The sequence below is a fragment of the Dinoroseobacter shibae DFL 12 = DSM 16493 genome, assembly GCF_000018145.1.
GTDB classification, from domain to species: Bacteria; Pseudomonadota; Alphaproteobacteria; order Rhodobacterales; family Rhodobacteraceae; genus Dinoroseobacter; species Dinoroseobacter shibae.
The window spans coordinates 275,477-293,311 of sequence record NC_009952.1 but is presented as its reverse complement, the minus strand read 5'-3'; the positions used below and the strand labels follow the sequence as shown (position 1 = coordinate 293,311).

The window sequence follows — 17,835 nt, the reverse complement described above, 5'->3', positions numbered from 1 at the left end:
CCTTACTTCTTCTTGCCTTCCTTGCGGAAGATGAACTCGCCCTTGTAGCGGATGCCCTTGCCCTTGTAGGGCTCGGGCTTGCGCCAGTCGCGGATGTTGGCCGCAACCTGGCCGACGAGTTGCTCATCGGTGCCTTCGATCACGATTTCCGTGACCTTCGGGCAGGTGACCGTGACGCCCGCGGGCACCTCGTAATTCACCTCGTGGGACAGGCCGAGGTTCAGCTTCAGGGTGTTGCCCTGCATCTGCGCCCGGTACCCCACGCCCTGGATTTCCAGCTCTTTCTTGAAGCCGTTCGTGACGCCGGTCACAAGATTGCCGACCATGGTGCGGGACATGCCCCACTGCTGGCGGGCGCGCTTGGACTTGCCGCGCGGCTCGATGGTGATGACGTTGTCCTCGACCTTGAGGGTCACGTCATCGGTGGCGGTGAAGCTGCGGGTGGCCTTGGGCCCCTTCACTTCGATGGTCTGGCCGGACACGGAGGCGGTGACACCTGTGGGCAGCTCGACCGGTTTCTTACCAATACGGGACATCGCGGGACCTCCTTAGAAGACCGTGCAAAGCACTTCGCCGCCAACATTGGCAGTGCGTGCATTTGCATCGGACATGACGCCGCGCGGGGTAGAGACGATGGACACACCCAGGCCCTGGCGGACCGAGGGGATGTCTTTCGACCCCATGTAAACGCGACGGCCGGGCTTGGACACCCGCTTGAGCTCGCGGATCACCGGAACACCCTCGTAGTACTTGAGGCTGATCTCCAGTTCCGGGTGCTTGCTGTCCGCGACCTTCTCGTAGCCACGGATGTAGCCTTCGTCGGTCAGAACATCGAGCACCCAGGCCCGCAGCTTGGAGGCCGGCGTGCGCACGGTGGACTTGCCCCGCATCTGCGCATTCCGGATACGTGTCAGCATATCGCCGAGAGGATCGTTCATCATGTGCTAACCCTCCTTACCAGCTGGACTTCACGAGGCCGGGGATCTGGCCTGCGGAGCCGAGGTCGCGCAGGGCGATCCGGCTGATTTTCAGTTTGCGGTAATAGGCATGCGGACGGCCCGTCAGCTGGCACCGGTTGTGCAGCCGGGTCGCCGAGCTGTTGCGCGGCAGTTCCGCCAGCTTCAGGCGCGCCTTGAAGCGCTCTTCCATCGGCTTGCTGTCGTCATTCGCGATCTCTTTCAAAGCGGCCCGCTTCGCGGCGTATTTCGCCACCAACTTCTGACGCTTCTTCTCGCGTTCGATCATTGCTTTCTTAGCCATATCAGTCTCTCCCGCGCGTCACGAGTTGAAGGGCATGTTGAAATGCTTCAACAGCGCTTTCGCTTCCGCGTCCGAAGCCGCGGTGGTGCAGATGATGATGTCCATGCCCCAGACCTCATCGACCTTGTCGAAGTTGATCTCGGGGAAGACGATGTGTTCCTTGAGCCCCAGGGCATAGTTGCCCCGCCCGTCGAAGGCCGAGCCCTTCACGCCGCGGAAGTCGCGGATGCGGGGCATGGCGATGGTGATCAGACGATCGAGGAACTCGTACATGCGGTCGCCGCGCAGGGTGACCTTGGCGCCGAGCGGCATGTCTTCACGCACCCGGAAGCCCGCGATGGACTTCTTGGCCTTGGTGATGACCGCCCGCTGACCGGCAATCGCGCTCAGGTCGTCCTGAGCCGACTTGGCCTTCTTGCTGTCCTTCACGGCCTCGGCCCCGGCGCCGATATTCAGGACGATTTTGTCCAGGCGCGGGATCATCATGTCGTTCTTGTAACCGAACTCTTCCTTCATGGCGGCGCGGATCGTCTCCGCATAGGCCGCCTTCAGGCGCGGTGTATAGGTGGCAGCGTCCAACATCAGACAACCTCCCCCGTGGTCTTGGCGAAGCGGACCTTCTTGCCGTCTTCCATGCGGAAGCCGACGCGGGTCGGTTTGCCGTTGCTGTCGACGAGCGCCAGGTTGCTCAGGTCGATCGGCATCGCTTGCGGGATGCGGCCGCCCTGGCTGTTCTGGGACTGGCGGGTGTGGCGGATGGCGATGTTCAGCCCGTCAACCACGGCCTTGCCGGTCTTCGGCGAGACGGACGTGATCTCGCCCTCCTTGCCCTTGTCCTTGCCGGCCAGCACGACGACCTTGTCGCCCTTCTTGAGTTTCGCAGCCATCAGAGCACCTCCGGCGCGAGCGAGATGATCTTCATGAAGTTCTTCGCGCGCAACTCGCGAACCACCGGCCCGAAGATCCGGGTGCCGATCGGCTCGTTGTTGTTGTTGAGGATCACGGCCGCGTTGCGGTCGAAGCGGATGGCGGTCCCGTCTTCGCGACGGACCTCCTTGGCGGTGCGCACGACGACGGCCTTGCGGACGTCGCCCTTCTTCACGCGACCGCGCGGGATGGCTTCCTTCACCGAGACGACAATGATGTCGCCGACGGAGGCGTATTTACGCTTGGACCCACCCAGAACCTTGATGCACTGAACACGGCGTGCGCCGGAGTTGTCAGCGACATCCAGATTGGTTTGCATCTGGATCATGTGGTTTCTCCCGACCTTTGGAGACAGCGATGCGAGCCGCCCCAGGGTTTCGATAAATCGCGAAAGCGATGCCTCAGTTGGCGATCACTTCCCAACGTTTGGTTTTCGACATCGGCGCGCATTCCTGAATGCGGACCTTGTCCCCGACCTTGAACGCGTTCTCGGCGTCATGGGCGCGGTATTTCTTCGACTTCCGGATCGTCTTCTTCAGAACCGGGTGGGTGAAGCGGCGCTCCACGGACACGGTGACGGTCTGGGCATTCGCGTCGCTGGTCACAACGCCATTCAGAATACGCTTGGGCATGTGCGGCGCTCCTTATTCGGTCGCGGCCGCAGCGGCGGCCTTTTCGGTCAGGATCGTGGCCACCCGGGCCACATCGCGGCGCACGGAGCGCATGCGGGCAGTGTTCTCGAGCTGGCCGGTGGCCTGCTGGAAGCGCAGGTTGAAGGCTTCCTTCTTCAACGCGGCCAGCTGATCCCGCAGCTCGTCCGGCGTCTTGTCACGCAGTTCCTGGGCGTTCATCGCCATTTCCTTTTTTCAACGTCACCAGTGGGCCCCTTTTCATGCGTTGCCGCATGCCGGGTCACCTCGATTCTGGTGGAGTCCAAGATGAGAGGGCCGTATAGGCCCCCCAGAGACCCATGGCAAGCCCGCATTTCCCTGTTTTCCAAGGGGTGCGTCGGGTTGCCGACCCAGACCCGGAAAGGAAGGCCCATGCCCGCGATCACTTCTCTCTTCGTCACCCGGCTCTACCGCGCGCAACTGGCCGAGTTCGGACCCGCCCTGGACCCGGGCGAGCTGGAGAAATCCTGCCTCGTGATCGCCGAAGATGACGATGCCGGACAGGACTGGTGCGAGCAGAACGGCTATCCCGGCTACACCTCCTACGCGTCGCTCACAGACCTGCCCTGGCGCTTCCCGATCTTCGCCGATCTCGTCAAGGCGCTCGATGCCCATGTCGCCGCCTTCGCCGAGGATCTCGCCTTCGACCTCGATGGCCGCGCGCTGAAACTCGAAGACATCTGGATCAACATCCTGCCCCAGGGCGGGATGCATGCGAGCCACATCCACCCCCATTCGGTGATCTCCGGCACCACCTACGTGGCCATGCCCGAAGGCACCTCCGCCCTGAAACTCGAAGACCCCCGGTCGGCCCGCATGATGGCCGCCCCCGCCCGGCTGAAAGACGCCCCCGAAGACCTGCAAACCTTCGTCTACGCCAAACCGGCCGTCGGCGATGTCCTCCTGTGGGAGAGCTGGCTCCGCCACGAGGTCCCAATGAACATGGCCGAGGAAGAACGCATCTCCGTCAGCTTCAATTACGCCTGGGCATAGACGGAGAGCCCACGCCGCCTATCTGTTCCGCGACCGGAACCGGAGGCTGCGATGACCGACCTTGTGCTCTTGATGTCCGCCACCCTGCTGGGCGGCATGGTGTTCTACAGCTTCGGCTTCGCGCCGGTCCTGTTCGCGCAACTCCCGATGGAGCGGGTGCGGCCACTGCTGCGGGGCACCTTCCCCTACTACTACCTCGCGGTGATCGGGCTCTCGGCGGTCACGGCGGTCGCGGCCTGGTTCGTCTCCCCGCTGGCCGCCGGGCTGTTCGCGGCGATCGCGCTCAGCACCGTCTACGCCCGCCAGATCCTCATGGCCCAGATCAACGCCGCCACGGATCGCGGCGACAAAAAAGCCTTCGGTATGCTCCACGGCCTGTCGGTGGTGATCCAGCTGATCCAGATCGGCCTTGCGGGCTGGGCGGTGGTTTTGGTGGGGTAGAACACTTGGGATGGAGCACCGTCAGCGTCGTGCGGCGTCTTTTGAGAAAACGAAGCGAACTACCCAAAATTGTACATGCAGTAAAACGAAGCAAACGAGTAAGAACTCAACCCACTGCAACGCGGCAAAAGCCGTTGTAGCACCCATAACTTCATATGTTTCAAAAGAGAGCACTGCCGACCCTTCTTGAACAGGGCTATTCCGCCTCAGGTTTTCTGCGAAAGAACGGAGGCCAGCGTGCGCACTTCCAAGGCAGAATACCAAGGGGGCCAAGAAAACCCACTGCCCGTAATACAGGTATAGAAAGTAAAAACGCTCAAGAGCATGTCGATTTGCATGGGCAACCCACGATAGGAAGGCAAGTGGCCCAAACATGAACGGAATAAGTGCGAGGAGATTATTCCACGCCCAAGGCCAAATCAGAAAGCTGCCTAGAAGATCATGCTCCACGTTTAATGCACTCCACGCGACCAAGCCGTTCCCTGGCGAGGTCTTCTCTTACTCAAACGATGCAACATAGGAACGATTTTCGCTAGGCGCTTGAGACTGGCTCGACGGACGTGCTCTCGCCATCAGGCGTTCAGATAGCCCGCGAGCAGCGAGATGAACGCGCCCACATGGACCACCATGATCGCGCGGTCCTTCCACATCACGCCCACGGCAAACCACAGGAAGATACCCGCAAAGAAGAACCAGATGTTCCACGGCACAAGGTTGAGCCCTGTCAGGCCGTAGCCGATCAGTTGAATGATCGTGGCGATCCATTTGACGATGTCGACGGGTTTGAGCGTGTCTGCGGTCATGGTAATTCCAACGCGGCAAGGGAGAGACGAAAAAGCCCCCGCCGTGTAGGCGGGGGCCTTGAAACTCGGAAGGTGCGGGGCCCGGACGCTTTTCTGCGAAAACCGCCTACACCCAACTGGTCAGAAAACGCTTTCGCGTTTTCGACCGGGTCACCAGTCCTCGCGGACGACCGTGCGGGTCTTGATCGGCAGCTTCATGGCCGCCAGGCGCAGGGCCTCGCGGGCCACGGGCTCGGAGACACCGTCGATCTCGAACATGATCCGGCCCGGCTTGACCTTGCAGGCCCAGAAATCGACGGAGCCCTTGCCCTTACCCATCCGAACTTCGACGGGCTTGGAGGTCACCGGCAGGTCCGGGAAGATCCGGATCCAGACTCGGCCCTGACGCTTCATGTGACGCGTCATGGCCCGGCGGGCGGCTTCGATCTGGCGGGCGGTGATCCGCTCGGGTTGCAGGGCCTTCAGACCGTAGGTGCCGAAGTTCAGGTCAGACCCGCCCTTCGCCTCGCCCCGGATGCGGCCCTTGAACTGTTTGCGGAATTTCGTGCGCTTTGGTTGCAGCATCGTTCAATACTCCTCAGCGATCCCGGCGCGGGCGACCGCCACCCTGGGGACGCGGGCCACCGCCTTCTTGCAGCTCGGCATGACGCCGATCGCGCGCTTGCGGATCGTGCTCCATGATCTCGCCCTTGAAGATCCAGACCTTGATCCCGATGATGCCGTAGGCCGTGGTGGCCTCGACATTGGCGAAGTCGATATCCGCGCGCAGGGTGTGCAGCGGCACACGCCCCTCACGGTACCACTCGGTCCGCGCGATTTCCGCACCGCCGAGACGCCCCGCCAGGTTCACCCGGATGCCTTGCGCGCCCATGCGCACGGCGTTCTGCACCGCGCGCTTCATGGCGCGGCGGAAGGACACCCGACGCTCCAGCTGCTGGGCGATGCTCTCGCCGACCAGGGCCGCGTCCAGCTCCGGCTTGCGGACCTCGACGATGTTCAGATGCAGCTCGCTGTCGGTCATCGCCGCGATCTTGCGGCGCAGACCTTCGATATCCGCACCCTTCTTGCCGATGATGACACCGGGACGGGCGGTGTGGATCGTCACCCGGCACTTCTTGTGCGGACGCTCGATGATCACACGGCTGATGCCGGCCTGCTTGCATTCTTCCTTGATGAACTCGCGGATCTTCAGATCCTCGAGCAGCAGGTCACCATAGTCCTTGGTGTCTGCATACCAACGGCTGTCCCAGGTCCGGTTGACCTGAAGCCGCATGCCGATGGGATTAACCTTGTTACCCATTATGCCTGCTCCTCAACTTGACGGACCTTGATGGTGATTTCCGCAAAGGGCTTGATGATCTTGCCGAACCGGCCACGGGCCCGGGGACGCCCGCGCTTCATGGTCAGGTTCTTGCCGACCCAGGCTTCCGCGACGATCAGCTCGTCGACGTCCAGCCCATGGTTGTTCTCGGCATTGGCGATCGCGGATTGAAGGCACTTCTTCACGTCCACGGCGATCCGCTTGTGCGAGAAGGTCAGATCGGCAAGCGCCTTGTCGACCTTCTTGCCCCGGATCATCTGCGCGACGAGGTTGAGCTTCTGCGGCGAGGTGCGCAGCATGCGCGTCTTGGCCATCGCCTCGTTCTCAGCCACGCGGCGGGGATTCTTGTCCTTACCCATGACTTACTTCCTCTTCGCTTTCTTGTCCGCCGCGTGACCGTAATAGGTCCGGGTCGGAGAGTACTCGCCAAACTTCTGGCCGATCATGTCCTCGGTGACGTTCACCGGGATGTGCTTGCGACCGTTGTAGACCCCGAAGGTGAGGCCCACGAACTGCGGCAGGATGGTGGAGCGGCGCGACCAGATCTTGATCACTTCGTTGCGGCCCGACTCGCGGGTCTTCTCGGCCTTCTTGAGGACGTAAGCGTCGACAAAGGGGCCCTTCCAAACAGAACGCGTCATCTATCAGCGGCCCTTCTTCTTGGCGTGCCGCGAGCGGATGATCAGCTTGCTGGACGCCTTGTTCTTGTTGCGGGTACGGGCCCCCTTGGTCGGCTTGCCCCAGGGGGTGACCGGGTGACGCCCGCCAGAGGTCCGGCCCTCACCACCACCATGGGGGTGATCGACGGGGTTCATCACGACACCGCGCACGGAAGGACGAATGCCCTTGTGCCGGTTGCGACCCGCCTTGCCGAGGTTCTGGTTCGAATTGTCCGGGTTCGACACGGCACCGACGGTGGCCATGCATTCCTGCCGCACAAGCCGCAGCTCGCCCGAGCTCAGACGGATCTGGGCGTAGCCGCCATCGCGGCCGACGAACTGGGCATAGGTGCCCGCCGCACGGGCGATCTGGCCGCCCTTGCCGGGCTTGAGCTCGATGTTGTGCACGATCGTGCCGATCGGCATGCCCGAGAACGGCATCGCGTTGCCCGGCTTGATGTCGGCCTTCTGAGAGGCCACCACCTTGTCGCCCACGGCAGTCCGCTGAGGGGCCAGGATATAGGCCTGCTCGCCATCGGTGTAGGTGACCAGCGCGATGAAGGCGGTCCGGTTCGGGTCATATTCGATCCGGGTGATCACGCCTTCCACGTCGAACTTGCGACGCTTGAAATCCACGATCCGGTAGAGACGCTTTGCCCCGCCACCCCGGCGGCGCATCGTGATCCGTCCAGTGTTGTTCCGGCCACCCTTCTTGGACAAACCCTCGGTGAGGGATTTGACCGGACGGCCTTTCCACAACTCGGAACGGTCGATCAGAACCAGCCCACGCTGGCCCGGCGTCGTCGGCTTATACGACTTGAGTGCCATGCTTTCTGTCTTCCGTTGTTGCGTGCCGGGTAGAACCCGGCTTCTCGGTTTGAAGGGCCCCGAAGGTCCCCATCTCGCTTGGTCGCAGGCCGGGGCTCTGCCCGGCACCAAACCAAAATCAAAGCCCCGGACGAATCCGGGGCCTTGCGGATGGGGTCTCGTACGGCAGTCAGGTCAGGGCGTCAAGCGCCACAGGCGATATCGGCCCACCGACACCGAGCAGGCCCAGCCCGCCACGCAAAAAGCCCCGCAGGAAGCGGGGCTTTGAGCCGTCGTCACGAGGGATGCGTCAACCTCAGAAGCGGTAGGCCGCCTTGATGTGAAGCGTGTTGAGGTCCACGTCGTCGAAGCTGTGGTACATGTACTCGCCCCCGACGGTCCAGTTATCGCCCACCCGGTAGTCATAGCCGAGGCCAAGGAGCCAGTTCGTATCGCTGCCGTCGATTCCGTCGAACACGTCACCGGCGCTGTCGAGGCTGCCATAGGCGATGCCCGCCGTGCCGTAGAGCAGGCCGTTGCCGATCTCCCGCCCGACGATGAGCTTCAGACGCGCGATCTCGTCAAAGCTCGCGGTGTCCCCGCCATCCTCGGTGATCTCCAGATCGGCCCAGTCGTACTGGACCTCGGGGCCGACATACCAGCCGGAGCCCACGTCAAACAGGTAACCGGCGGTCAAACCCCCGATGAAACCATCATCATTGTCGTCGCCATCGATGGCCGCATCGATGTCGAAGTCGCCATAGGCGTAGCCGAGCTGGGCACCGATATAGCCACCCGCCCAGAAGGGCGCGGGCGCCGGGACGGGCGCCACCATCACCGGCGCGACGGGCGCAGGCTCCGGGTTCCCCGCGTAAAGGCTTCCTGTGGAAGCCGCCAAAACAAGTCCGAACGCAGTAGCAGTACGGAACATTTCTTTCCCCTTTGTGTGGAAGTAGGATGAAGTCATATCATCCAAACGCACCCCACTCCATGGGGTTCCGCAGGGCGCGAATTAATTTGAGCGTCTCATTGCTTGCGGGCCACAGGCCCCGGCGCCTCTGCACCGTAATGACGGAATGCCTGGCGGGCACGACGCCCACGCCAGGCAGAAAACCCGGCACCTCCTGCGCCCGAAATCCTCAGCAGCGCACGCCACCACCCCCGCCCGACGTACCCCCGAAGCGCACAAACTGCGGCCCCAACCCGCCAAGAGCAACGCCCCGGCCGAAAGCAGGGCCTTGCGGATGAGGTCGTGCAGGGAGTTCAGAGCCCTAGGGTAGAGGCTCGTTCGCAGTGCAACTTCGGCTAGCTAACGGTGAGTACGGATGTAATTTCCACCTATCTCCACCCAAAAACGGCGCGCAACTCTAGAGCACGCGATTTCCCACTCGCTTTCAATCAATTCGATTGCTTCTCTGACTCTGTGGACCGCTTGGGGCTCTGAGCAACGAAACTGCAGTAAATGCAAACTGCGAAAACGCAGCTTGCCCACACCGTTCTGCTTCGCAATCTGTCGCATGTCTTTATCCACGGCAACCAAGATCGCTTCGTTGCGCTGTGCAATCTCTGCGACCAAAGTGTCCGGCGATCCCCTAGCCATCACGTCCTGCATATATGTTACCTTGTGGTTCCTTTCCGCGAGGAACCTGCCTACAGATCGAGGCGCGCCTTCATCCATGAACAGTGGCAGTATCAAGCCGCCTCATCATCCGCCAAGGCCGCCTCAACGTCATCTTGGGTCAAAGTCGGATACTCGTCCAAAATCTCCGTTACGGTGAACCCTGCCTCGCGGAATGCCCTTATCGCTGAAACAGGGACACGCGTGCCCGCCACAACGCGTCTGTTGTGCATAACACGACGTTTCTGGGCGACTTGACCGATACAGGCGTCGTCTCGTTTCAAAAACTCTTTGAGCCCTGCATCCAGTTCATCGAGTGTTTCGGCGAGTGAGATCGCCATTATCTTTTGCCCCGAAACAACTTGCTCCGGTTCCCCTGTTTTTGGGTGAAAGAAAGCAACTTCATCCCCATCAACCCAAAGCTTCAAGCCTCGCCAAACCGTGGGATCAAACTCAGACAGTCGTTGCTTTACGATCCGCAGCCGTTGAAGCGGAACTTTCTTGCGAAGCCTGGCGACAACCTTCAATGAAACGAGATCAAGGTAACTGTAAATGCGGCTGAAAGGGTCACCACGCTCTTCCCACGCGTACTCAGGGCAAAAAAAGTCCGTATCATCCCAGTAACGCAGCTGCCTGACGGAGATCCCCGTCAAACGAGAAACTTGCTCGTCCGTGAAAGCGGTTATGACGTCTGAGTTAGCCACGAGTTCTTCCTAAGTCGCATTCCGAATATAGTACCTTCATGCCCCGCGTGACCAGTCACAGTTCGACCTGTCAGGTTTGTGTGTTGCAAATCCTCCAGCCTTTGTCCTGATTTCGCATGCAGGCACCCCGCCCCGATCACGCGCGCATGCCGTAGCAGTGATCGTTTGGTGATCCGAGTTTATTCGCTTTCCCCCCGTCCGCGCGGCAAGTCTTGACCTGCACGGACACCGTGCAACGTCGACATCTCTCAGAGCGGTCGGCGTTCGGACCATACCCCAGCGAGGAAAACCCCATGCCCAAAACCCTGTCCCTGAAATCTCTCCGGACCGGCTTTGTCGTCGCGACCCTGGCCACCACCCTGTCCCTCGGCACCGCCTTCGCCGCCGACGAGGTGTTCATCACCGACGCCGACATGAATATCGCGATCAACGGCTACGATCCGGTCGCCTATCACACTGCCGGGGCCCCCACCAAGGGCGTCGCGGAGTTCAAGGCGGAGTATGACGGGGCCGTCTACAAGTTCTCGTCGGCCGAGAACAAGGCGGCCTTCGAGGCCGATCCCGCCGCCTTCGCCCCGGCCTTCGGCGGCTGGTGCACTGTGGGCGCCTCCAAGGGCAAGAAGATCGCCACCCAGCCCGAATTCTTCGACATCGTGGACGGCCAGCTTTACCTGAACTCCTCCGAAGGCGCGCATGACCTCTACCTGCGCCAGACGACCCAGACCATCGACACGGCCACCACCAACTGGCCCGAGATCGTGAGCACGCCGGCCTCGGAGCTCTGATCCGACCAGCCACCGCAGAGAGGTCGGGGCGCGCAACACGCGCGACCGGCCTCGCCTCGGGAATGCGCCGCAGAACGGGGACGCAGACGCAGGTTTGACTGCCGCCCAAAGGCGCGCCTAGGGTGGGGGGAAATCTCATGTCTGCCACGTCCGGAGCTTTCCCATGCGTATCCCGTCCCTGACCGCCCTCACCCTGGCCTGTCTTGCCATGGGCACCGGCCTCGCCGCCGCGGCCTGCGATGGCTCCACCGGGCGCGGATGGGCCAGCGGCAAGGGCACCGGCAGTTACGAGATGACCGGCAGCGGCCCCTGCCTGATCCCCTTCGTCGGGTTCTTCTCTAATGGCGGGCAGGATTTTACCGAGGCAACCGAGGTCTCCCTGCGCAAGGCCCCGAAATCGGGCACGGTCGGCCTGACCCGGCGCGGCATCACCTATACGCCCAACGCGGGCTTCAAGGGCCGGGACGAGTTCTGCACCATCAACCGCAGCAGCGCGGTGCCTGGCGAAACGCTCGGCGGCTGCTACACGATCACCGTCCGCTAGGCGCGCCCGTTCGACTTTTTCGAAACCTGCGTGCGGAGGTGCCCGACACTTGCCCGACACATGGCCGACAGTTGTCCGACGCCGATCCGACCGAAGTTTCCCCCCAAGATCCCGGCTCCCGATTCTGCGCGCCCGAGGGCACGGGATCGCGCCATCGGCGGGCGCGGCCCCCGGCGCGGGGCGCGCGGCGATAGGACCAGGAATGCACAGGCCCCCGGTGCCGCGGCCCGGACTTCACCTTGCACCCCGGGCCAAGCTGCTGTTCTATATGATGAAACAAGGAGGTGGATGATGAGATTTGTCATGGGGCTGGCGGCACTGGCGCTGGCGGGCTGCACCGCGCAGGATCTCGGCCTCGCCCCGCCCGAGGACGGACCGATCACCCGCGCGCTGGCGGGCAAGACCCTCACCCTCGACGGCGCCCCCGAATTCCAGGTAACCTTCGCCAAAGACGGCACAATTTCCGGCTTCGCCGAAGGGCGCTGGAGCGTCACCGACGGTGCCTACTGCCGTACCCTGACCGGCCCGCCCGGCATGGCCGGTACCGAATGCCCCGTGACGGAGCTGTCAGGCGAAACCGTCACCTTCACCTCCTCCACCGGGCGGAGCACCTGGCGGATTTCGCCCGCACCGGACGCCTAGAGATCGCACCACACCCCAGATGCAAGAAGCCCCGGCCTGTTCAGGACCGGGGCTTCTCAATCAGGATGGAGAGCGGGGTTCCCCCCGCCACGGCCTCACAGACCGGTGGACACGTCGATGGTGTTACCCTCTTCGAGCGTCACATAAGCCTTCTTGACGTCCTTGCGCTTGCCCGGGGTGCCGCGGAAGCGCTTGGTCTTGCCCTTGGTGATGGTGGTGTTGACCGCCTTCACCTTCACACCGAAGAGCGCCTCGACGGCCTCCTTGATCTGGGGCTTGTTGCTGTCGATGGCCACTTCGAAGACCACGGCGCCGTTTTCGGACGCCAAGGTGGCCTTCTCGGTGATGATCGGCTTGCGGATCACGTCGTAATGCTGTGCTTTGGCGGTCATTTCAGTCGTGCCTCCAGTGCTTCGACACCCGCCTTCGTCAACACCAGGGTGTCGCGCTTGAGGATGTCATAGACGTTTGCGCCCATGGACGGCAGCACATCGAGCGTGTCGATATTGGCCGCGGCCTTGGCGAAGCCCGCATCCACCTGCGCCCCGTCGATCACAAGCGCGCGCTTCCAGCCCAGGTTCTTGATCTGCTTGGCCAGGGTTGCGGTCTTGCCTTCGGAGGTCGCCATGTCGATCACCACAAGCTCGCCTGCCTTGGCCTTCGCGGACAAGGCGTGCTTCAGACCCAGCTTGCGGAATTTCTTCGGCAGGTCATGGGCGTGGCTGCGCGGGGTCGGACCCTTGTAGATACCACCCTTGCGGAAGATCGGCGCAGACCGCGCACCGTGGCGTGCGCCGCCGGTGCCTTTCTGGCGATAGATCTTCTTGGTGGAGTAGCTGACTTCCGAGCGGGTCTTGACCTTGTGGGTGCCGGCCTGCGCCTTGTTGCGCTGCCAGCGGACCACGCGGTGCAGGATATCCGCACGCGGCTCCAGCCCGAACAGGGCCTCGTCCAGCTCGACCGAGCCGGCCGCTTCGCCGTCCAGTTTGATGACGTCGAGTTTCATTCGTCACCTTCCTTCTTCTCGGCTTCGATCTGAGCCTCGGCCTGTTTCAGAGCGGCTTCCTCGGCAGCAGCCGCTTCGGCGGCCGCAGCCTCCTCAGCAGCCTTCGCTTCGGCTTCCGCCGCGGCGGCAGCTTCCTCGGCCAGACGCTTGGCCTCTTCGGCCGCGGACTTCAGCGCCGCGGGCAGGATCACGTTCTCGGGCACGGGCTTCTTCACCGCGTCCTTGATCGTCACCCAGCCACCCTTCGATCCCGGGACAGCGCCCTTGATCATGATCAGGCCGCGATCGGCATCGGTGCGCACGACCTGCAGGTTCTGCGTGGTCACCCGCGCAGCGCCCATGTGGCCGGCCATCTTCTTGCCCTTGAACACCTTGCCAGGGTCCTGGCACTGACCGGTGGAGCCGTGCGAGCGGTGCGAGATCGACACACCGTGGGAGGCCCGCAGGCCGCCGAAATTGTGCCGCTTCATCGCACCGGCAAAGCCTTTGCCGATCGAGGTGCCGGAGACATCCACGTACTGGCCTTCGAAGTAATGATCGGCGGTGATTTCCTCACCGACATTGATCAGGTTCTCGGGCGCCACGCGGAATTCCGCAACCTTGCGCTTGGGCTCGACCGAGGCGGCGGCGAAATGGCCGCGCATGGCCTTCGTCGTCCGCTTGGCCTTGGCCGTCCCCGCCCCGAGTTGCACGGCCGAGTAGCCGTCCTTCTCGGCGGTGCGCTGTGCCACCACCTGCAGCTTGTCCAGCTGCAGCACGGTGACGGGCACCTGCTTGCCGTCTTCCATGAACAGGCGGGTCATGCCCACCTTCTTTGCAATCACTCCAGAGCGCATCTGTCTTGCCCTCCTCAGACCGAAATCTGCACGTCCACACCCGCCGCGAGGTCGAGCTTCATCAGCGCGTCCACGGTTTGGGGGGTCGGATCGACGATGTCGAGAAGACGCTTGTGCGTGCGGATCTCGAATTGGTCGCGGGACTTCTTGTCCACGTGCGGACCACGGAGAACCGTGAACTTCTCGATCTTGTTCGGGAGCGGGATCGGCCCGCGCACCTGGGCACCGGTCCGCTTGGCGGTGTTGACGATTTCCTGGGTGCTGGCGTCCAGCACACGGTAATCGAACGCCTTGAGACGGATGCGAATGTTCTGGCTTTGGATGGCCATTGTCATTGCCTTTCGCGGCTTGAGATTGAGAGGAGGAGCGGCGGGTTACGCCACCCCTCGTCGAACCTGTCGGGCGGGATCCTGTCCCGCCCTGCTGGTCATGGTTACTCGATGATCTTCGACACGACGCCTGCGCCGACGGTGCGGCCGCCTTCGCGGATGGCGAAGCGCAGGCCGTCTTCCATGGCGATCGGCGCGATCAGTTCGACGCCGAACTTCAGGTTGTCGCCCGGCATCACCATCTCGGTGCCCTCCGGCAGCGTCACCGTCCCGGTCACGTCCGTGGTCCGGAAGTAGAACTGCGGCCGGTAGTTGGCGAAGAACGGCGTGTGGCGGCCGCCCTCTTCCTTCGTGAGGATATACGCCTCGGCCTCGAACTTGGTGTGCGGGGTCACCGAGCCCGGCTTGCAGAGCACCTGGCCCCGCTCCACGCCTTCGCGGTCCACGCCGCGCAGCAGCGCGCCGATATTGTCGCCCGCCTCGCCGCGGTCCAGCAGCTTGCGGAACATCTCGACGCCCGTGCAGGTGGTCTTCTTGGTGTCGCGGATGCCGACGATCTCGATCTCATCGCCCACGTTGATCACGCCCCGCTCGACGCGGCCGGTGACGACCGTTCCGCGGCCGGAGATCGAGAACACGTCCTCGATCGGCATCAGGAAGGGCTGGTCCACCGCGCGCGCCGGGGTCGGGATGTAGTCATCCACCGCCTTCATCAGCTCGGCGATCTTCTGCTCGCCGATCTCCGGGTCACGGCCCTCGAGCGCGGCCAGAGCCGAGCCCGCGATGATCGGGATGTCGTCGCCCGGATACTCGTAGGAGCTCAGCAGCTCGCGGATCTCCATCTCGACGAGCTCCAGAAGCTCCTCGTCATCGACCTGGTCGACCTTGTTCATGAACACGACCATGTAGGGGATGCCCACCTGGCGGCCCAGAAGGATGTGCTCGCGCGTCTGCGGCATCGGCCCGTCCGCGGCGTTCACCACCAGGATCGCGCCGTCCATCTGCGCCGCACCGGTGATCATGTTCTTGACGTAGTCGGCGTGGCCGGGGCAGTCCACATGGGCGTAGTGGCGCGCGTCGGTCTCGTATTCCACATGCGCCGTCGAAATCGTGATCCCGCGCGCCTTCTCTTCCGGAGCGCCGTCGATCTCGTCATAAGCCTTGAAGTCGCCGAACTGCTTCGTGATCGCAGCCGTCAGCGTCGTCTTGCCGTGGTCAACATGCCCGATCGTACCGATGTTCACATGCGGTTTCGAACGCTCAAACTTTTCCTTAGCCATGGTGGCCTCCTCATCTTGTTGGGTGGCGGGGTAGCCCCGCCCTACGGGTCGTGGGTAGGGCGGGGTTCACCCCGCCGTCCCGTTATGCGAATTTTTCCTGGATTTCCTGGCTGATATTGGCCGGAACCGGATCGTAATGGTCGAACTGCATCGTGAACTGCGCGCGGCCCGAGGACATGGAACGCAGGGTATTGATGTAGCCGAACATGTTGGCCAGCGGCACGAAGGCGTTGATCGCCACGGCGTTGCCGCGCGGTTCCTGCCCCGTGACCTGGCCGCGACGGGAGGTCAGGTCGCCGATGATGCCACCGGTATACTCTTCGGGTGTCACCACCTCGACCTTCATCACGGGCTCCAGCAGCTTGGCACCGGCCTTCTTCATGCCTTCGCGCATGCCCATGCGGGCCGCGATTTCGAAGGCCAGGACCGAGCTATCCACGTCGTGGAACTTGCCGTCGACCAGGGCGACCTTGAAGTCGATGACCGGGAAGCCGGCGAGCGGGCCGCTGTCCATCACGGACTTGATGCCTTTTTCCACGCCCGGGATGTATTCCTTGGGCACGGCACCGCCGACGATCTTGGACTCGAAGGAATAGCCTTCGCCCGGCTCCGTCGGGGAGATGACCAGCTTGACCTCGGCGAACTGACCCGACCCACCGGATTGCTTCTTGTGGGTATAGGTGTGCTCGACCTCGTGACCGATGGTCTCGCGGTAAGCCACCTGGGGCGCGCCGATATTGGCCTCGACCTTGAACTCGCGCTTGAGACGATCCACCAGGATGTCGAGGTGCAATTCGCCCATGCCCTTCATGATGGTCTGACCGGACTCGATGTCAGTCTCGACGCGGAAGGACGGGTCCTCTGCCGCCAGACGTGCCAGACCCTGAGACATCTTCTCCTGGTCGTTCTTCGTCTTCGGCTCCACGGCGATCTCGATCACCGGGTCCGGGAAGGTCATGGTTTCCAGCACCACCGGTTCCTTGACGTCGCACAGCGTGTCGCCGGTCGTGGTGTCCTTCAGGCCCGCGAGCGCGATGATGTCGCCGGCAAAGGCTTCCTCGATCTCTTCGCGGTTGTTAGAGTGCATCATCATCATCCGACCGATGCGCTCTTTCTTGCCCTTGGTGGAGTTGAGAACGGTGTCGCCCTTGTTCATGGTCCCGGAGTAGATCCGGGTGAAGGTCAGGGAGCCCACGAAGGGGTCGTTCATGATCTTGAACGCGAGGCCGGAGAACGGCATGTCGTCATCCGCCCGGCGGGGGATGTTGCGCTCTTCGTTCTCGTCGCCGGGCGCGAAGCCCATGTAGTCAACCACGTCGAGCGGGCTCGGCAGGTAATCGATCACGGCATTGAGCAGAGGCTGAACGCCCTTGTTCTTGAACGCGGAGCCGCCCAGGACCGGCACGAAATGCAGCGCGAGCGTGCCCTTGCGCAGCAGCGCGCGCAGGGTCGGCACGTCAGGCTCGTTGCCTTCCAGGTACTCCATCATCGCGTCGTCGTCTTCTTCGACGGCCGCTTCGATCATCTTGCCGCGCCACTCCTCGCAGACATCCTTGAGGCTGTCGCGGATCTCGCCCTTGACCCAGCTCGCGCCGAGATCGTCGCCCTTGTAGACCCACTCCTGCATGGTCACGAGATCGACAAGCCCTTCGAGCTCGTTCTCGGAGCCGATCGGAATGGCCACGGGCACGGCGCGGGCGCCGGTCCGGTCCTCGATCATGTGGACACAGTTGAAGAAGTCCGCGCCGATCTTGTCCATCTTGTTGACGAACACGATGCGCGGCACCTTGTACCGGTCGGCCTGGCGCCAGACGGTCTCGGTCTGGGGCTCGACACCGGCATTGGCGTCCAGAACGCAGACCGCGCCATCGAGCACGGCGAGCGAACGCTCGACCTCGATGGTGAAGTCGACGTGGCCGGGTGTGTCGATGATGTTCAGACGGTGCTTGGGCGTGTCGGCGGTCTCGCCATCCTCGGTGCGCTCCCAGAAGGTGGTCGTCGCAGCGGAGGTGATGGTGATCCCGCGTTCCTGCTCCTGCTCCATCCAGTCCATGGTGGCCGCGCCATCATGGACTTCGCCGATGTTGTGGGACTTGCCGGTGTAGTACAGGATGCGCTCCGAGCAGGTGGTCTTGCCCGCATCGATATGCGCCATGATCCCGAAGTTACGGTACCGGTCGAGGGGATAGTCGCGTGCCATTGGTTCGGT

The 17,835-nt window shown here is 62.8% G+C and carries 28 protein-coding genes; 5 read left to right on the top strand and 23 right to left on the bottom strand.

Annotated elements, in window-relative coordinates:
* Window positions 1-2 precede the first annotated feature (2 nt).
* The 8 genes from rplF to rpmC form a co-directional block, all read right to left on the bottom strand.
* Window positions 3-536 carry a 50S ribosomal protein L6 gene (gene rplF / locus DSHI_RS01495; RefSeq protein WP_012176979.1) on the bottom strand — a complete coding sequence of 178 codons (534 nt, stop codon included), beginning with the start codon at window positions 534-536 and terminating at the stop codon, window positions 3-5.
* A gap of 12 nt (window positions 537-548) precedes the next feature.
* Window positions 549-938 (bottom strand): 30S ribosomal protein S8, encoded by a 390-nt coding sequence (rpsH, locus tag DSHI_RS01490; protein ID WP_044028227.1) that lies wholly within the window; start codon window positions 936-938, stop codon window positions 549-551.
* Window positions 939-954: 16 nt separating this feature from the next.
* A complete protein-coding gene (gene rpsN / locus DSHI_RS01485; RefSeq protein ID WP_012176977.1) occupies window positions 955-1,260 on the bottom strand; it encodes a 30S ribosomal protein S14 in 306 nt (101 codons plus the stop codon).
* An 18-nt stretch (window positions 1,261-1,278) separates the two neighbouring features.
* A complete protein-coding gene (gene rplE, locus DSHI_RS01480) occupies window positions 1,279-1,842 on the bottom strand; it encodes a 50S ribosomal protein L5 (protein WP_012176976.1) in 564 nt (187 codons plus the stop codon).
* The gene (rplX, locus tag DSHI_RS01475) at window positions 1,842-2,147 is read right to left on the bottom strand and encodes a 50S ribosomal protein L24 (protein ID WP_012176975.1); all 306 of its coding nucleotides are present in this window, start codon (window positions 2,145-2,147) and stop codon (window positions 1,842-1,844) included. Before rplX ends, rplE begins: the two co-directional genes overlap by 1 nt.
* Window positions 2,147-2,515, bottom strand: coding sequence for a 50S ribosomal protein L14 (rplN, locus tag DSHI_RS01470; protein ID WP_011567679.1), 369 nt, complete (start codon window positions 2,513-2,515; stop codon window positions 2,147-2,149). The genes rplX and rplN overlap by 1 nt, the downstream gene beginning before the upstream one ends.
* Before the next feature lie 73 nt (window positions 2,516-2,588).
* Complete coding sequence (gene rpsQ, locus DSHI_RS01465; RefSeq protein ID WP_012176974.1) at window positions 2,589-2,819, bottom strand: 30S ribosomal protein S17; 231 nt, start codon at window positions 2,817-2,819, stop codon at window positions 2,589-2,591.
* A gap of 12 nt (window positions 2,820-2,831) precedes the next feature.
* Entirely contained in the window at window positions 2,832-3,038 is a 207-nt protein-coding gene (gene rpmC / locus DSHI_RS01460) for a 50S ribosomal protein L29 (protein WP_012176973.1), read from the bottom strand.
* Between the two features lie 192 nt (window positions 3,039-3,230).
* Between rpmC and DSHI_RS01455 the strand changes: the two genes are divergently transcribed.
* Together DSHI_RS01455 and DSHI_RS01450 are read left to right on the top strand one after the other, a co-directional pair.
* On the top strand, window positions 3,231-3,851 hold the full coding sequence (locus DSHI_RS01455; RefSeq protein ID WP_044027575.1) for a 2OG-Fe(II) oxygenase family protein: 621 nt from the start codon (window positions 3,231-3,233) through the stop codon (window positions 3,849-3,851).
* A 51-nt stretch (window positions 3,852-3,902) separates the two neighbouring features.
* A complete protein-coding gene (locus tag DSHI_RS01450) occupies window positions 3,903-4,292 on the top strand; it encodes a DUF4149 domain-containing protein (protein ID WP_012176971.1) in 390 nt (129 codons plus the stop codon).
* Between the two features lie 572 nt (window positions 4,293-4,864).
* Here DSHI_RS01450 and DSHI_RS01445 read toward each other — a convergent pair.
* From DSHI_RS01445 to DSHI_RS01405, 9 genes are all read right to left on the bottom strand, one after another.
* Entirely contained in the window at window positions 4,865-5,095 is a 231-nt protein-coding gene (locus DSHI_RS01445; protein ID WP_012176970.1) for a DUF6552 family protein, read from the bottom strand.
* Window positions 5,096-5,245: 150 nt separating this feature from the next.
* Window positions 5,246-5,659 (bottom strand): 50S ribosomal protein L16, encoded by a 414-nt coding sequence (gene rplP / locus DSHI_RS01440; protein ID WP_012176969.1) that lies wholly within the window; start codon window positions 5,657-5,659, stop codon window positions 5,246-5,248.
* A gap of 13 nt (window positions 5,660-5,672) precedes the next feature.
* Window positions 5,673-6,395: a 30S ribosomal protein S3 gene (gene rpsC, locus DSHI_RS01435; RefSeq protein WP_012176968.1), complete on the bottom strand. Its 723-nt coding sequence runs from the start codon at window positions 6,393-6,395 to the stop codon at window positions 5,673-5,675.
* The gene (gene rplV, locus DSHI_RS01430; protein ID WP_012176967.1) at window positions 6,395-6,775 is read right to left on the bottom strand and encodes a 50S ribosomal protein L22; all 381 of its coding nucleotides are present in this window, start codon (window positions 6,773-6,775) and stop codon (window positions 6,395-6,397) included. Before rplV ends, rpsC begins: the two co-directional genes overlap by 1 nt.
* A gap of 3 nt (window positions 6,776-6,778) precedes the next feature.
* Window positions 6,779-7,057 carry a 30S ribosomal protein S19 gene (gene rpsS / locus DSHI_RS01425; protein ID WP_012176966.1) on the bottom strand — a complete coding sequence of 93 codons (279 nt, stop codon included), beginning with the start codon at window positions 7,055-7,057 and terminating at the stop codon, window positions 6,779-6,781.
* Between the two features lie 3 nt (window positions 7,058-7,060).
* Window positions 7,061-7,903 (bottom strand): 50S ribosomal protein L2, encoded by an 843-nt coding sequence (gene rplB, locus DSHI_RS01420; protein WP_012176965.1) that lies wholly within the window; start codon window positions 7,901-7,903, stop codon window positions 7,061-7,063.
* Window positions 7,904-8,198: 295 nt separating this feature from the next.
* A complete protein-coding gene (locus tag DSHI_RS01415; protein WP_044027574.1) occupies window positions 8,199-8,813 on the bottom strand; it encodes an outer membrane protein in 615 nt (204 codons plus the stop codon).
* 378 nt (window positions 8,814-9,191) lie between these two features.
* Window positions 9,192-9,560, bottom strand: coding sequence for a DUF5615 family PIN-like protein (locus DSHI_RS01410; RefSeq protein ID WP_245533064.1), 369 nt, complete (start codon window positions 9,558-9,560; stop codon window positions 9,192-9,194).
* 14 nt (window positions 9,561-9,574) lie between these two features.
* Complete coding sequence (locus tag DSHI_RS01405; protein WP_050757771.1) at window positions 9,575-10,204, bottom strand: DUF433 domain-containing protein; 630 nt, start codon at window positions 10,202-10,204, stop codon at window positions 9,575-9,577.
* Between the two features lie 293 nt (window positions 10,205-10,497).
* Here DSHI_RS01405 and DSHI_RS01400 point away from each other — a divergent pair, with 293 nt between their 5' ends.
* The 3 genes from DSHI_RS01400 to DSHI_RS01390 all read left to right on the top strand — a co-directional run bounded on the left by DSHI_RS01400 (window position 10,498) and on the right by DSHI_RS01390 (window position 12,175).
* Window positions 10,498-10,989 (top strand): YHS domain-containing (seleno)protein, encoded by a 492-nt coding sequence (locus tag DSHI_RS01400; RefSeq protein ID WP_012176961.1) that lies wholly within the window; start codon window positions 10,498-10,500, stop codon window positions 10,987-10,989.
* A gap of 163 nt (window positions 10,990-11,152) precedes the next feature.
* Window positions 11,153-11,533 carry a hypothetical protein gene (locus tag DSHI_RS01395; RefSeq protein ID WP_012176960.1) on the top strand — a complete coding sequence of 127 codons (381 nt, stop codon included), beginning with the start codon at window positions 11,153-11,155 and terminating at the stop codon, window positions 11,531-11,533.
* A gap of 291 nt (window positions 11,534-11,824) precedes the next feature.
* The gene (locus DSHI_RS01390) at window positions 11,825-12,175 is read left to right on the top strand and encodes a hypothetical protein (protein WP_012176959.1); all 351 of its coding nucleotides are present in this window, start codon (window positions 11,825-11,827) and stop codon (window positions 12,173-12,175) included.
* A gap of 95 nt (window positions 12,176-12,270) precedes the next feature.
* Here the strand turns inward: DSHI_RS01390 and DSHI_RS01385 are convergent, their stop codons facing one another.
* The 6 genes from DSHI_RS01385 to fusA all read right to left on the bottom strand — a co-directional run bounded on the left by DSHI_RS01385 (window position 12,271) and on the right by fusA (window position 17,826).
* Window positions 12,271-12,567: a 50S ribosomal protein L23 gene (locus DSHI_RS01385; protein WP_012176958.1), complete on the bottom strand. Its 297-nt coding sequence runs from the start codon at window positions 12,565-12,567 to the stop codon at window positions 12,271-12,273.
* A complete protein-coding gene (rplD, locus tag DSHI_RS01380) occupies window positions 12,564-13,181 on the bottom strand; it encodes a 50S ribosomal protein L4 (RefSeq protein ID WP_012176957.1) in 618 nt (205 codons plus the stop codon). The genes DSHI_RS01385 and rplD overlap by 4 nt, the downstream gene beginning before the upstream one ends.
* On the bottom strand, window positions 13,178-14,017 hold the full coding sequence (rplC, locus tag DSHI_RS01375; protein ID WP_012176956.1) for a 50S ribosomal protein L3: 840 nt from the start codon (window positions 14,015-14,017) through the stop codon (window positions 13,178-13,180). Before rplC ends, rplD begins: the two co-directional genes overlap by 4 nt.
* A 14-nt stretch (window positions 14,018-14,031) precedes the next feature.
* Window positions 14,032-14,340, bottom strand: a complete 309-nt coding sequence (gene rpsJ / locus DSHI_RS01370; protein ID WP_044028221.1) for a 30S ribosomal protein S10 — start codon at window positions 14,338-14,340, stop codon at window positions 14,032-14,034.
* 110 nt (window positions 14,341-14,450) lie between these two features.
* Complete coding sequence (tuf, locus tag DSHI_RS01365) at window positions 14,451-15,626, bottom strand: elongation factor Tu (RefSeq protein ID WP_012176905.1); 1,176 nt, start codon at window positions 15,624-15,626, stop codon at window positions 14,451-14,453.
* An 82-nt stretch (window positions 15,627-15,708) separates the two neighbouring features.
* Window positions 15,709-17,826, bottom strand: coding sequence for an elongation factor G (gene fusA, locus DSHI_RS01360; RefSeq protein WP_012176954.1), 2,118 nt, complete (start codon window positions 17,824-17,826; stop codon window positions 15,709-15,711).
* Window positions 17,827-17,835: the final 9 nt, after the last annotated feature.